Here is a 14,822-nt window from a genome sequence, read left to right as displayed (position 1 = left end):
TCGGGTGGGTGGAGACGGCGGGGGTCGCGGTCGGGGCGCGCACGACCCCCGCCGTGGTCGGGGTCAGCCGATGGCGGCGTTGGCCTCCTGGAGGAACCGCGCCGCGGCCTCGTCGGGGCTCAACCGGCCGAACAGCACCTCTTCGTTGATGCGCTGCACGATCGAGACGATCTCGCCCGCGCCGACCGGCGGCACCGGCGGCGGGGTGGCCAGTTCGTCCTCGATCTCGGCGAGGAAGTCGGCCGCCTGCTGCTCGGCGTCGCTCAGGTCCGCGAGGACGTGCTCGCGGATCCGGGTGTTGGCGGGCAGCCCGCGGTCGCTCTTGATGACGTCCGCGGCCTGCTCGTCGTTGAGCAGGAAGTCGAGGAAGAGCGCCGCCTCCTCCGGGTGCGCCGTGGTCGACGCGACCGAGTAGAACATCGCCGGCTTGAAGAACATGCCGGGCTGCTCGTGCTGGGACTCGCCGGGGTAGCGCAGCAGCTCCAGGTCACGTCCGGAGGTGTCGGTCAGGGCACCGAGCTCGTTGGTCCAGAAGAACGCCATCGCGCCGCGGTTGGTCGCGATCAGCGACTGGTCGACGCCACCGGCCTGCACCTCGGTCGTGATGGAGGCGTTGGGGGTGCCGGCGGTCTCCTGCATCTCCAGACCCAGCTGCCACCAGTCCGCGGCCGTCTGCTCGCTGAAGCCGAGCTGGCCGTCCTCGGTGTACATGTCCTCGCCGCGCTGCCGGGCGAAGATCTGCAGGTCGGTCTCGTTGTAGCCCTTGTCCTGGGCACCGTAGTAGTCGCTGTTCGCGCTGATCTGCGCCGCGAGTCCGACGAAGTCCTCCCAGGTCCAGCTGGTGTCGTCGGGCATCTCCACTCCGGCCTCCTCGAAGGCCTGCGGGTCCGCGAACAGCGTGTAGGCGTTGATGCCCGTGGGCACGCCGTAGACGGCGCCCTCGACGGTGCCCGAGTCGGCGACCAGCGGGTCGAGCTCGGACAGGTCGAGCGTGTCCGCCACCTCGTTGAGGTCGAGCAGTGCGCCCCGGTCGGCGTACTCGCGCAGGTAGCGCGATTCGTGCTGGATGATGTCGGGCGCGTCCCCACCGGCGACGGTCGTGGCCAGCCGGTCCCAGTAGTCGCCCCAGCCGGTGAACTCCCCCTCGACGGTGATGTGGGGGTACTTGGCCTCGAAGCGGTCGATGACCTCCTGCGTGTCCTCGTGCCGGGCGTCGGAGCCCCACCACGAGAACCGCAACGTCACCTGTTCGCCGCCTTCGCCGCCTTCGCCGCCGTCCTCGCCGCCGTCCCCCGTGTCGTTGCCGGCGTCGTTCGTCGACTCCTGGTCGGCCGCCGCCTCGGCGCCGCCGGCCGGGCCACCGCCGTCACCGCCACCGCAGGCGGTCACCAGCAGCGCGAGGCCGCCGACGAGGGCCGTGGCCCGTCTCGCCGATCGGCGTGCAGAGCGTTCTCCCAATGCGTGCACCTTGCTCTCCCTTTGCTTCGGTCTGCTCCGCGTCGGCGGAGCCGGGGGTTCGCGCCCGGATGGAGGCGCGGGTCGGGCCAGGGCCGTGACGTCGCCGTCCGGCCCGGACGGGCGTGCGGGTCACTTGATGCCGGTCGTCGCGATCCCCTGGACGAGGTAGCGCTGCCCGGCGAGGAAGAACCCGAAGATGGGGCCGATCGCGACGATCGACATCGCGAACAGCGGCCCCCACGGGGTCGCGCTGGTGGCGTCCACGAAGGTCCGCAGCGCCACCGGAACGGTGTAGAGATCGGGGCTGGTCAGGAAGATCAGCTGGCTGAAGAAGTCGTTCCAGGTCCAGATGAACGTGAAGATCGCCGTGGTCGCCAGCGCCGGCACGGACAGCGGCAGGATCACCCGCAGGAAGATCCCGAAGTGCCCGCACCCGTCGATGCGGGCGGCGTCGTCCAACTCGCGTGGCAGGGCCCGGATGAACTGCACCATCAGGAAGATGAAGAAGGCGTCCGTGGCCAGGAACTTCGGCACGATCAGCGGGTAGAAGGTGTTGATCCACTCCAGCTGCGAGAACAGGATGTACTGCGGCACGATGATGACGTGGATCGGCAGCATGATCGTGCCGAGCATGACCGCGAACCAGAGCTTCTTGCCCGGGAACTCCAGGCGCGCGAAGGCGTAGGCCGCCAGCGAGCAGGCGACGAGGTTGCCCACGACCGCGCCCATCACCACCATGGCCGAGTTCATCAGGTAGCGGCTGAAGGGGTGACGCAGCGCCTCCCAGCCCTCGGGGTAGTTCTCCAGCCGCCACTGCGACGGGATCAGGCCGGGCTGGGTGAAGATCTCCGCGGTCGGCTTGAACGAGCTCGCCAGCATCCACAGCAGCGGGTAGAGCAGCACGAGACCGAACAGGATCAGACCGAGATGGATCGGCCACTTGCGGCGACGCCGGGGACGTCCGGCGGCGGCGCGGGGCAGGGTGAGCTCACTCGTCGCCATAGAACACCCAGTACTTGGAGGCCAGGAAGTTGACGGCGGTGAGACCCGCCACGATCAACAGCAGCACCCAGGCGAGCGCCGACGCATAACCCATGTCGAAGGAGCCGAACCCGCGCTGGTAGAGGTAGAGCGTGTAGAACAGCGTCGAATCGGCCGGTCCCCCGGTGCCGCCGCTGACGATGAACGCCTGGGTGAAGCTCTGGAAGGCGTTGATCAGCTGCAGGACCAGATTGAAGAAGATGATCGGCGTGAGCAGCGGCAGCGTGATCCTGCGGAACTGTTGCCAGGCGCCCGCGCCGTCGACCTGGGCCGCCTCGTAGTACATCGTGGGGATCTGCCGCAGCCCGGCCAGGAAGATGACCATCGGCGAACCGAAGGTCCACACGTTCAGCACGATCAGGCTCGACAGCGCCCAGTCGGGGTGCGAGACCCAGCCCGGCCCCTGGATCCCCACGATCGCGAGCACGGAGTTGACCAGCCCCTCGGCACCGAAGACGCGCCGCCACAGGATGGCGATCGCCACGCTGCTGCCGAGCAGCGACGGCAGGTAGTAGATCGAGCGGTAGATGGGCAGGCCCCGGACGCCGCGGTTGAGCACCATCGCGAGGAGCAGGGCGAAGCCGAGCTGCAGCGGGACGGACACGAAGACGTACGTGAAGGTCACGCGCAGCGAGGTCCAGAACCGGGGGTCGTCCAGCATGCGCCGGTAGTTGTCGAGCCCGGTCCACTCGGGTGCGGTCAGCAGGCTGTAGTCGGTGAACGAGAGGTACAGCGACCCGAGGATCGGCCCGATGGTGATGAGGGCGAGCCCCGCGAACCACGGCGACAGGAACAGCCAGGCGGCACGCCGGTCCTCGGCGACGCGGCCGGTCCGGCGCCGGCGACGCGGGGGGACCGCCGGCGCCGGCGGCCGCGGGGGCGCCGCCGGTTGCGTGTCGGTGGCCTGCTCGACCGAGCCGGTCGCGGTCACGACACGGCCTCGTGCCTGCGGGCCTCGCGGCTGGTGCCCATCGAGTCGTCCTCCCGGTGACTGATGCAGGATCGGTCTCTTCTGCGAGGGCCGCCTCTCCGCGACCCCGAGTGCGCTGGTAAGCGTTTTCCGACCCGGCAGTGCGGTTTCTAACAGCGGCGGACGGAACCTGTCAAGACCCTGAATCCCGCCGATTCGCGGGAAAACGGGAAAACGTGACTTGACACCCACGTTGGTGGCCGCAAAGCTGGGAAAGCGATTTCCGAGACAGCGTGTGCGGTGGGTGGCATCCTTCGCACGGAAAGGTTCGCCCGCGATGGTCCACGTCCCCACACCTGCCCGGGTCGTGCTGGCCGGCGTGCACGGTCACGGTCGCTGGCACCTGCGCAACCTGGCGCGGCAGGCGGCGGCGGGGCGGGCCCGGCTGGTGGGCGTCTGCGACCCGCGCCCGCCGACGGCTGACCTCGCCGGACAACTCGCGGACGTCCCGCGCAGCGACACGCTCGCGGCGGCGCTGGAACGGCACGCACCCGACATCGCGATCCTGTGCACCCCGATCCACACTCACCTGGAGCTGGCGACACAGGCGATGGCGGCCGGCGTGCACGTGCTGCTGGAGAAGCCGCCCGCGCCGACCCGTGACGAGCACCTGGTCCTGCGCGACGCGGCCGTCGCCGCCGGGGTGGCCTGCCAGATCGGGTTCCAGAGCTTCGGTTCCGAGGCGGTCGAGGCCGCCCGGCGCCTGGTCGCCGACGGTGCCCTGGGTGAACTGCACGGCATCGGTGTGGCCGGCGCCTGGATCCGTGGCGACGCCTACTACGCGCGGGCCGCCTGGGCCGGCCGGCGGATGCTCGATGGCCGCCCCGTGGTCGACGGGGCCCTGACCAACCCGTTCGCGCACGCCACGGCCACGGCGCTGCGCATCGACGGCAGCGACGGCGTCGACGGCGGCTTCCGGAACCTGCACCTCGAGCTGTTCCACGCCAACGACATCGAGGCCGACGACACCTCCTGCCTGACCGGCACCACCAGCCGCGGCACCCGGCTGTCGGTCGCCGTGACGTTGTGCTCGCCCAGCCATGTCGAGCCCTACCTGCTCCTGCAGGGCAGCCGCGGGTGGATGCAGGTCTTCTACAAGACCCACCGGCTGCGCACGGCCCTCGACGGCGTCGAGCGCGAGGTCGTGCACGACGACGTGGACCTGCTGGACAACCTCCTCGACCACCTCGGCGACCAGCGCACGACGCTGCTCGCGCCCGTCGAGCGCACGCTGGGCTTCGCCCAGGTGATCGACGCCGTGCGTCACGCGCCGGAGCCGCGGCCGATCGACCCGCCGTACGCGCGCTGGGTCGAGGACGAGGCGGGTCCCCGCGTCGTGGTCGACGGCATCGACGTCACCGTCCAGCGAAGCGCACGGGAACGTGCCTCCTACGCCGATCTCGGCCTGCCGTGGGCGCGGGCCGCCGCCGACTCCACCACCAAGGCTGCCTCGTGACCAGCACCCGTGCACCGGTCCCCGACGTCCTCGCCCGCCTGACGGCCACGGGCCGGGGCGGGGCCGAGCTGCGCAGCGGCAACGACACCGCACCCGAGTGGTCACCGCGGCCCTACCTGCACCCCGTCACCACTCCCGCGGGCGTCGTCGTGACGGACACCCATCCAGAGGACCACCGCTGGCACCTCGGCGCCTCCGTGACCCTGCAGGACGTCGGCGGCGTCAACTTCTGGGGCGGGCGGACCTACCTCCGCGACCGCGGCTACACGTGGCGCGACGACCACGGGCACGTGGCCGTCGACGCCCTCACCGCCGATGAGCGCCGCCTCGAGGCCGAGTTCCGGTGGGTCGGCCCCGACGGTCGGGGACGACTGCGTGAGCAGCGCCACCTCGAGGTCCGCGAGAGCCACGAGGGTGCCTGGCGTCTGGGCGTGACGTTCGCGCTGCACAACACCACGGACGCCGACCTGCCGCTGGGCTCGCCGGCGACCAACGGTCGGGTCGGCGCCGGCTACGGTGGCTTCTTCTGGCGTCTGCCGACGGGTCCGGAGCCGGTGCGGGTCCGCACCCCGGCGGCGGAGGGCGAACAGGCCGTCCACGGGTCGGTCGCCGACTGGGTCGCCGCCCACGGCAGCGATACCGCAGGGCGGCGGTGGACGGTCGCGGTCGTCGCGATGGACGAGGTGACGCGCGCCGATCCCTGGTTCGTCCGCGTGGCGGGCTACCCGGGGGTGTGCTCCGCCCTGGCGTTCGTGGATCCCGTGGTCCTGACGCCGGGAGCCGTGGTGCAGCGCGAGTTCGAGGTGTTGGTGGCCGACGGGTGGCGTCTCCCGGACGGCACGGACGAGGGGCGATGATGAGCACGACGGGCAACGGTTCGGTGACGCTGGCGGACGTCGCCCGCCACGCGGGGGTGTCGCTGGCGACCGCGTCCCGGGTCCTGAACGGATCCACGGGTCGCACGGTCGGGGCGGCGTTCCGCGAGCGGGTGCTGCGGTCCGCGGAGCTGCTCGGCTACTCCCCCAACGCGCAGGCTCAAGCCGTGGCGCGTGGGGCGAGCAACCTCGTCGGGTTGGTCGTCCATGACATCTCGGATCCGTACTTCGCGGCCATCGCGGCCGGCGTCACCGAGGCGGCCGAGGACCTGGACACCACCGTGGTGCTCGCCAGCACCCGGCAGCGCCGCGAACGGGAACTGGAGTATCTCGCGACCCTGCGTGCCCACCGGGCCCGGGCGATCGTGATGGTCGGTAGCCGCTGGGACGACCGCGCCTACCAGGCGAGGGTCGCGCGCGAGATCGACGCCTACCGGCGCGCGGGCGGGCGGGTCGCCGCGGTCAGCCAGGACCGCCTCGGCGTGGACACGGTGCAGCCGCTCAACCGGGCGGGGGCACGCGACCTCGCCCGGGCGCTGGTGGATCTCGGGCACCGGTCGTTCGCGATGCTGGGCGGCCCCGAGGGCCTGCTGACCGCCCGCGACCGCGTCCGCGGCTTCCGCGAGGGGCTCCGCGACGGCGGCGTGGGCGGCGAGGTCCCCGTGGTCGACGGCACGTTCACGCGCGACGGGGGTCACGACGCCATGAGCCGCCTGCTCGCCGCGGGCGCACGCCCGGGCTGCGTCTTCGCGGTCAACGACGTGATGGCGGTCGGAGCGATGGCGGCGCTGCGCGAGCACGGCCTGTCGGTGCCCGACGACGTGGCGGTCGCCGGGTTCGACGACATCGAGACGTTGCGCGACGTCACCCCGGCGCTGACCACCGTCGCGCTGCCGCTACGGGAGATGGGCCGTCAGGCGGCGCAGATGGCGCTGGACCCCGACCCCAGCGGCCCGCGTCTGGTGCGCGTCCGTGGCGAGGTCATCCTGCGGGACAGCACCAAACTGGTCACGGCTTGACGCTCGCCGCGGTCGGCGGGTGGTCCGGCGACGACGACCGCCGGACCACCGCGCGCCTCACGAGACGGACCAGATGGCCGCGTTGACGCGGTTCTCCAGGAGTTCCTGACGGCCCGACCGGCCGGTCGGGACGATCTCGCCCGCCGACACCCGGCGTTCCAGGCTGGCCAACGTCTCGCGGCCCTCCAGGATGCCGGCACCGAGCTCACCGTCCCAGTCCGCGTACCGGGACGCGCGGGCGGCCGACAGGGTCTCACGCTCGTGCAGTTCCGCGGCCACGAGCAGGGCACGCGCGAGCGTGTCGATGCCGCCGATGTGCCCGTGGAACAGGTCGGTCCGGTCGATGCTCTGGCGGCGCAGCTTCGTGTCGAAGTTGCAGCCTCCGGTCGTGAACCCGCCACCGCGCAGGATCTCGTACATCGCCAGCGACAGTTCGTCCACCGAGTTGGGGAACTGGTCGGTGTCCCACCCGTTCTGCTCGTCACCGCGGTTGGCGTCGATGCTTCCGAACAGGCCGTGCTCGACCGCGTAGGCGACCTCGTGGTGGAAGCTGTGTCCCGCGAGCGTCGCGTGGTTGACCTCGAGGTTCAGCCGGAACTCGTCGAGCAGGTCGTACCGTGCCAGGAACCCGTGCACCGTCGCCGCGTCGTGGTCGTACTGGTGCTTGGTCGGCTCCGCCGGCTTCGGTTCGATCAGCAGCGGCCCCTCGAAGCCGATGTCGCGCTTGTGCTCGGCCACCATGGTCAGGAAGCGGGCCAGTTGCCGCTCCTCGTGCGCCAGACGGGTGTTGAGCAGGCTCTCGTAGCCCTCTCGACCCCCCCAGAGCACGTAGTTCTGACCGCCGAGGTGGTGTGTCGCCTCGAGCGCGTGACGGACCTGCGCCGCCGCGTGGGCGAACACCGCCGGGTCGGGGTTGGTCGCGGCGCCGGCGGCGTACCGGGGATGCGAGAAGAGGTTGGCGGTCCCCCACAGCAGGCGCACGCCCGTCTCGGCCATGCGCTTCTCGGCCTCCTCGACCATGGTCTCCAGGTTGCGCGCGAAGTCCGAGAACCGCTCGCCCTGCGGGGCGATGTCGACGTCGTGGAAGGTGAAGAACGGCACCCCGAGCTTGGTGAAGAACTCGAAGGCCGCGTCCATCTTGCGGCGGGCCGCGTCGAGCGACGCCGAGTCCTGGAGCCACGGCCGGTCCAGGGTCCCGTCGCCGAAGACGTCGGCACCCGACCAGGCGAACGAGTGCCAGTAGCAGACGGCGATGCGTAGGTGGTCCTCCATCCGCTTGCCGGCCACGATGCGATCCGGGTCATAGACTCGGTACGCGACGTCCTCGTCGCCTCCGAGGCCACCGAACGGGACACGGCCGGCGACGTCGGAGAAGAATGCTTCCGTCATGGGGACCTCCGGGATCCATCGTGCCGTGGGGCCACCACGGCTTTGTTGTTCAGAACCACAATAAGCCTCCCGGGCAGTAAGCTCACCCTTCACGGCAGAGGAGTTCGGCGGGTGCACGAACACGGCACCGGCGCGGTCGGGCCGCGCCCGGTCTCCGGCCGCGGCGCCCGCGCCAGCGGACTGCGCCGCGCCAACCTCTCGGCGGTGCTGCGCCACGTCCATCTCCACGGCGGGACGTCCCGGTCCGAGCTGACCGCGGCCATCGGGCTGAACCGGTCGACGATCGGCGCCCTGGTCGCGGAACTCGTCGACCTCGGCCTGGTCACCGAGGTGGGTGGCACAGCCTCGAGCGGGCCCGGCCGCCCCTCACCGGTCGTGCACCCCCGGGCCGAGGGCGCCCACGTCCTGGCGATCGAACTCGCGGCGGACGCCGCCACGGTGGCGACCGTCGGGATCGGCGGCCACGTCGTCTCCACGGCCACGGTCCCCCACGACCCCCAGAAGCACGCACCCGAGGACCTCGTCGCCGATCTCGCGACCGCGGCCGGCCCGCTGCTGGAGACGCTGTCCGGCGGCACGCTCACGGCCGTGGGGGTCGCGGTGGTCGGCGTGACGCGACGCAGCGACGGCTTCGTCCATCTCGCGCCGAACCTCGGCTGGCGCGACGTCCCGCTGGCCGCGTCGTTGCGCGCGGCCCTGCGGCCCCGCCTGCCCGGACCCGTGCCGGTCCACGTCGCCAACGAAGCCGATCTGGGGGCCCTGGCCGAGCACCGTCGCGGCGCGGGCCGCGGGGTCGACCACCTCGTCTTCGTCTCCGGGGAGATCGGCATCGGCGTCGGCGTCATCAGCGACGGCGTGCCGCTGCTCGGCGCCGCCGGGTACGCCGGCGAAGCCGGCCACATGCTGATCGATCCCCAGGGCCGGCGCTGTGGCTGTGGCGCCCGAGGCTGCTGGGAGACGGCGGCCGGGCAGACGGCCCTGCTACGCGAGGCGGGCATGGACCCGCACGCCCCGGGCGCCGTCGCCGTCCCGGAGCTGCTGGCGCGCGCGGAGGCCGGCGACGAGGCCGCGCTCGGCGCGGCGGAGGCCGTCGGCCGCTGGCTCGGCATCGGCGTCGGGAACCTCGTCAACCTGCTCAATCCCTCGCTCGTGGTGCTCAGCGGCCTGTACCGCCAGACGTTCCCGCTCATCGAACGTTCCGTTCGCGAGGGGCTCGCCACCCGGGTGCTGGATCCGCCGGGCGAGTTGGTGCGCATCGTCCCCAGTGCGCTCGGCGGGAGTGCCCCGCTGGTCGGTGCGGCGGAGCTGGCCTTCGCGGAGCTGTTGTCGGACCCCGGGCTGCACGTCGGTTAGCCGGGCCCGCACCCGACCAGCCCCGGCAGCTGCTCGCCGTCGGCCCCGACCAGCCGCGCCGTGGGGCGCGACCGGTCGGAGGCCGACGGTGGCCGCGGGACGGGAGAATCCCGCAGCCACCGTCTTCGCTCAGCGCGGCCCCCCGGTGTTGGACCGTGCTCCAGCGGTGTGCACTTGGCGGGCTTCCGCCCGCGTGATGGTCCCCTCGTCCACCAGCGTGTCGGCGACGGCCTTCACGTGGTCGACGAAGTGCCCGTGGTTGCGGTGGTCACTGCGCGGCCCGATCCGGTCGGCCATGCAGTTCGCGAGGTCGACCGCCCGTTCGCGCACGCCCGAGTCGATGCCGGCGACGACCACCGTGCCGGTGCAGGCGACCATCACCGTCACCGTGAGCGACTGCCAGTCCTCGGCGTTGCCGGCGACGTCGATCGAGCGGTACTCGACCGTGTACTCGCCGGGCTCCGCGAGGACCACGGGATCGTCGTAGACGACGGTGTCGCCGTCGTCGACACGGACCTCGGTCGTGGCCACGCCGGAGGTCGCGTCCTGCGCCGTGAGGATGACGGACGCGGCGTCGACGTACACGTCGCCGTCCTGCTCCCCCTCGACCGTGGCCAGCGTCTCCGGTGGCGTCGCGTCGATCCGGAACGCCACCGTCACGATCTCGGACGAGCCACCGTCGCCGGTCGCGCGGGCCTCGATCTCGTGCTCGCCGTCCTGGTCGAAGGCGACGGGCTCGGCCCAGGCGGTCCAGTCGTCTCCACCCGCGACGCGCCACTCGAGGTGTGCCTCCGGATCGTCCGACGACAAGGTGCCCAGCACGCTCGCCGTGTACCAGCCGTCCTGACCGTCGGGTTCGGCGGGGTCCAGCGTGACCTCGATCGAGGGCGGCTCCGGCTCGGCGGCCGTGAGCATCTCGAGGAAGTTCACGCGCGCCTCGGCACCCGGGAACACCAGGTACAGCTCGAGCGTCTCGTTCGTCGGTTCCAGGTCGACGTGCACGTCGGTGTAGGTCGCGGCTCCGGCGGCCTGGACGATCGTGCCGTGGTTGCCCTGACCGGAGGAGTCGTCGGCGCGAGCGCCGCCGGCCTCCTCGAAGCGGTACCAGGCCACGTTGCCGCCACTCGCGTCGGCGCCCGGAGGCTCCATGAGGGCCGCGACCTCGTCCGCCGTCAGCGCACGGTCGTGGATCTGGAAGTCGTCCACCGCACCGTCGAGGATCGGGTCGGCGCCCCACTGGGACTCACCGATCCAGTTCTGGTCGGTGCTCCCGAGATCCGAGGGCGACAGGGTCATGTTGGTGTTGGTGCCGACGGCCTCGCCGTTGAGGTACAGGGTGCCGGTCGTCCCCGACAGGGTCACCGCCACGTGCTGCCAGCCGTCCGTGGGCAGCGCCGAGGGTGCGTTGATCATCTGCTCGCCACTACCCGTGGTGATGGCGTAGCGCAGTCCCGCACCCGCCGCCGCCGGCGTCAGGAACATGTAGTTGCTCGTGTTGGTCCCGAAGTCGAAGATCCGGGCCCAGGTCTGGCTGCCGTTCCAGTGCACCCAGGTGCTGATCGTGAAGTCCTCGAGATCGTTCACGAGGTCGTCGGGCAGGTCCACGAACGAGTTCGGACCGTTTGGATGCAACCGCACCGCACTGCCGAAGCCGTCCGGACCATCGACCCGCTCGACCTCGGCCGTCGCCGCGACGTCCACGGTCCCGAGCACGGGGCCGTCCGGCGCATCGCGGCGCACCTCGATGGTCGTGTCGTCGAGTGACGCCACGCGCAGCCGCATCTGCGCGACGTCGCCGAGGTGGTAGGGCTGGTACATCGCCCACGCACCATCGGAGCCGGCGATCGCGTCCCCACAGCACTCGGTGTCGCCGCTGGGCGCGCGCGTCAGGTCGTCGGATTCCTCGCTCGTGAAGTGCCCCTGCTTCAGCCGTGGCTGCAGCAGGTGGGTCGTCCCGCCCGTCAGGGGCACGCCCACGTCACCGCCGTCGTCGGTGTAGCTGGCCGTGACCACGGTCGCGATGTGCGCGTCGTCGCCGTGGTCGGCGTCGGCCTGCGTGGTGAGCGTCCCCTCACAGGTGTTCTGTGACGGGCCGGGGTGGACGTGGGCGGCGCCTCCGGACGAGTGCCACAGGCCGCGCTGCACGGTGACCTGCGAACAGTCGATGTCGCCGTCGCCGGTCGTGCCCTCCTCCGCGTCTTCGACGGTGATCAGGAACGGGATCTCGTCGCCCCAGTCGAACACCTGTCCGTGCTCCGGGAACTCGATCGTCACCTCCGGTCGGGTGTTGCCGACGGTGATGGTCACCGTCGAACTGCTCGACCGGTCCGTGGTGTCGGTCACCGTGAGCTGGGCGTTGAAGACCCCCATCTCGGTGTAGGTGTGCGTGGGGTTCGCCTCGGTGCTGGTGGTGCCGTCACCGAAGCTCCACAGGTACGTGACGTCCTCGCCGTCCGGGTCGTAGCTGCCCTCGGAGGAGAAGCTCACCTCCAGGTCGGGCTGGCCCGAGTCCGGGGTCGCCGACGCACTCGCGACCGGCGTCCGGCCACCCTTGACGTAACTGATCCGGTACAGGCCCGAGTCCGCGTTGACGCCGCCACCGGCGAAGTTGAAGTCGTCGCCCCACTCGATGAGGTACATGCTGCCGTCAGGCCCGAACTGCATGTCGTGCGGCTTCCGGATGCGGGTCTCGTCGCTGAAGCGCCAGCGGTGGCCGAACTCCTCGAAGGATCCCTCGACGTACTGGCCGTCGTCGTCGACGTCGATGGTCGCCAGGACGTCGCGCTCCCACTCCATCACGAACGACTTGCCGTCGAAGATCTCGGGGAAGGCCCCTTCCGCGGGCTCCTCGGCCTCGTGGTCGAAGTTGTACACGTCGCCCATGAAGGCGGACCGACCACAGCCGTAGTTCTGACCACCGTCGACGTTGCCACCGGGGACCTCGGGAAAGGGCGGCTCCGCGGTGTACGGGCAGTACGGGTACCACAACGTCCGCGGCGTGGCCGGCGGCAGCTGGTCCAGGCCGTCGTTGCGCGGCGAGTCGTTGGTCGCGCCGCCCTCGCAGTCGTACCAGTCACCGGGGGTCTGGGTCGCGAAGTCCCACTGCCGGTACGGCTCGTGCGACACGTAGCAGAACGGCCAACCGTAGTTGCTCGCCTCGCTCGTGCGGGTCCAGGAGTCGTAACCGCGCGGGCCACGGTCGGGGTGGTGGCCACCCGAGGGGTTCGAGTCCGGTCCGACGTCGCCGAACCACAGGTCCCCGGTCACCTGGTCGACCGCGATCGCGAACGGGTTGCGCAGTCCCATGACGAAGATCTCGGGAAGGGCGAGGTCCGGGTCGTAGGCGCCGTCCGGGAACAGGTCGTGGTAGGTGTCGTTCGCCTCGGTGAACAGGTTGTCGTCGGGCACCGTGTAGGTGGATCCGAGTCCGGGCGTGTCGCCCGGCTCGTCCATCGGCACGATCCGCAGGATCTTGCCGCGCAGGTCCGCGGTGTTGCCCGAGGTCCGGGCGGCGTCCCACGGGTCGCGGCCCTCGCGGTAGTCGATCGGCGCGAAGTTCTGCGAGCCGAAGGGGTTGGTGTCGTCACCGGTCGAGATGTACAGCGCCCCGTCGGGCCCGACGTCGAGGTCACCCGACGAGTGGCAGCACTCGACGCGCTGGTGCGGGATCTCGAGCAGCACGACCTCGGAGTCCAGGTCGATCGTGTTCGACAGGTCGTCGAAGGTGAACCGCGAGACGTGCTGCTGCTCCTCGTCCGGGTCGCTGTAGAACAGGTACAGGTGGCCGGTGTCGTCGAAGTCCTGCGCGAGCGCGATGCCGAGCAGGCCGTTCTCCTGGTCGCGGTAGACCGGAATCTGGGCCGCCTGGGTCACGGCCTGCGTGTCGGGGTCGTAGACCTTGACGGTGCCGGCGAGCTCGACGTAGATCAACCGACCGTCGTTCGTGACGGCCAGGCGCATCGGGTTGGCGGTGTTGTCGTCCAGCGCGACGCGCTCGAACGACGCCTCGGTCGGCGGACCCTCGCGGGCCTCGCCGCAGTCGCCGTCCGCGACGCCGGCCGCCCACTGGATGCCGCCGAGGATGTGCTGGCGCAGCGCGGCCTGCTCGTAGTGGAAGGCGTAGTGGCCGAGCGCGGTGTAGAAGGTGCGCCCGCCGTCGAACTCGTTGCACCAGGCGATCGGGTGGTCGTCGCCCATCTGACCGCCCTCGTACGTCGACTCGTCGACGGTCAGCAGGATGTGGGCGCCACCGTCACGCGGGTTGGCGGTGAAGTCGTACCACTCGTCGTTCGCCCACTCGAGGGTGTCCGGCAGATGCAGCGTGGACGGGTGCTCGCCGTCCTCGACGACCAGCGTGGCGTCCTGGGTCGGCGGGTGGCTGGCGAAGAAGGCACCGCCGAGCAGGTCCTCCCACCAGGGCCAGTCGGTGGTGTCCATGTTGGACGTCGAGTGCAACCCGACGAACCCACCACCGCGGTGCATGTAGCGCTCGAAGGCCGTCCGCTGGGCGTGGTCGAGCGTGTTCTCGCCGTCGGTGAAGAAGACCACGGCGGCGTACTCACGAAGCGACTCGTCGTCGAAGACGGTCGGGTCCTGGGTCGCCGTCACGCTGAACCCGTGTTCCGCACCCAGTTCCTCGACCGCAGCGATGGCCGCGGGGATCGAGTCGTGGCGGAACCCGGTCGTGAGATGGAAGAAGAGGACGGCGTACTCCTCCTCCGGCGGCTCCTCGGGTGGTGGTTCCTCCTGCGCGACGGCGGTGCCCATCGTCGACAGCACCAGCGAGGCGATCATCAGCAGCTGGCATACGGCGCGAAGCGTCGAGCGTTTCATCGAACATCTCTCCCTGGGTACCCGCGACACGGGTGATCGGCCTCGTTCTCGACCGCCGAGGCGGTGGCGCCCTCCCAAGCAGGCATTCGGAACACGCGACGACGGAGCCGTCGTCATACCGAATTTCCGCGGCACATCTCCGCCGATCCATTTTTTCGCGGAGTGACCAACAAACTAGCCGATTGGAACTAGACGTCAAGGCTTCGTAACCGAGGAGTTCGCTGACACCGATGACCCCGGCGCGCGCCGCACTCGGCGTTCCGGACGACTGGCACCCCCTCGTCGCCGGATTTCGGCGTCCGCGCAACCCGGGACGGTGGCGCCCGACGCAGCGACTCCTTATCGCAGCGCCTCGCGCGGCGTCGCGGCAGGACGAAATGAACCGGGCGCGACCGGCTCCGACGCGCTCTTTACCCTCGGGACCATCC

9 protein-coding genes are annotated in these 14,822 nt (G+C 70.9%); 4 read left to right on the top strand and 5 right to left on the bottom strand.

Translation table 11 applies throughout. The annotated features are described in order from the left end of the window. Positions 1-63: 63 nt before the first annotated feature. The 3 genes from ACERM0_RS16500 to ACERM0_RS16490 form a co-directional block, all read right to left on the bottom strand. Complete coding sequence (locus tag ACERM0_RS16500) at positions 64-1,467, bottom strand: ABC transporter substrate-binding protein (RefSeq protein ID WP_373679717.1); 1,404 nt, start codon at positions 1,465-1,467, stop codon at positions 64-66. Between the two features lie 120 nt (positions 1,468-1,587). Next, complete coding sequence (locus ACERM0_RS16495) at positions 1,588-2,460, bottom strand: carbohydrate ABC transporter permease (protein ID WP_373679716.1); 873 nt, start codon at positions 2,458-2,460, stop codon at positions 1,588-1,590. Further along, entirely contained in the window at positions 2,447-3,430 is a 984-nt protein-coding gene (locus tag ACERM0_RS16490) for a carbohydrate ABC transporter permease (protein ID WP_373679715.1), read from the bottom strand. The genes ACERM0_RS16495 and ACERM0_RS16490 overlap by 14 nt, the downstream gene beginning before the upstream one ends. A gap of 316 nt (positions 3,431-3,746) precedes the next feature. On the opposite strand from ACERM0_RS16490, the gene ACERM0_RS16485 reads away from it, so the two are divergent. The 3 genes from ACERM0_RS16485 to ACERM0_RS16475 are packed head-to-tail and all read left to right on the top strand — an operon-like array spanning position 3,747 to position 6,819. Next, positions 3,747-4,925, top strand: a complete 1,179-nt coding sequence (locus ACERM0_RS16485) for a Gfo/Idh/MocA family protein (RefSeq protein ID WP_373679714.1) — start codon at positions 3,747-3,749, stop codon at positions 4,923-4,925. Next, positions 4,922-5,782 (top strand): PmoA family protein, encoded by an 861-nt coding sequence (locus tag ACERM0_RS16480; protein WP_373679713.1) that lies wholly within the window; start codon positions 4,922-4,924, stop codon positions 5,780-5,782. Before ACERM0_RS16485 ends, ACERM0_RS16480 begins: the two co-directional genes overlap by 4 nt. Continuing rightward, a complete protein-coding gene (locus tag ACERM0_RS16475) occupies positions 5,782-6,819 on the top strand; it encodes a LacI family DNA-binding transcriptional regulator (protein WP_373679946.1) in 1,038 nt (345 codons plus the stop codon). Before ACERM0_RS16480 ends, ACERM0_RS16475 begins: the two co-directional genes overlap by 1 nt. 57 nt (positions 6,820-6,876) lie before the next feature. Here ACERM0_RS16475 and xylA read toward each other — a convergent pair whose 3' ends face one another. Next, positions 6,877-8,208, bottom strand: coding sequence for a xylose isomerase (gene xylA, locus ACERM0_RS16470; protein ID WP_373679712.1), 1,332 nt, complete (start codon positions 8,206-8,208; stop codon positions 6,877-6,879). A 111-nt stretch (positions 8,209-8,319) separates the two neighbouring features. Between xylA and ACERM0_RS16465 the strand changes: the two genes are divergently transcribed. Continuing rightward, positions 8,320-9,561 (top strand): ROK family protein, encoded by a 1,242-nt coding sequence (locus ACERM0_RS16465; protein ID WP_373679711.1) that lies wholly within the window; start codon positions 8,320-8,322, stop codon positions 9,559-9,561. A gap of 129 nt (positions 9,562-9,690) precedes the next feature. On the opposite strand, the gene ACERM0_RS16460 is transcribed toward ACERM0_RS16465, so the two are convergent. After that, positions 9,691-14,394, bottom strand: coding sequence for a ThuA domain-containing protein (locus ACERM0_RS16460; protein WP_373679710.1), 4,704 nt, complete (start codon positions 14,392-14,394; stop codon positions 9,691-9,693). Positions 14,395-14,822: the final 428 nt, after the last annotated feature.

Origin of the sequence: Egicoccus sp. AB-alg2 (assembly GCF_041821065.1) — a bacterium.
Taxonomy (GTDB): domain Bacteria; phylum Actinomycetota; class Nitriliruptoria; order Nitriliruptorales; family Nitriliruptoraceae; genus Egicoccus.
This window is presented reverse-complemented; position numbering and strand designations above follow the sequence as displayed.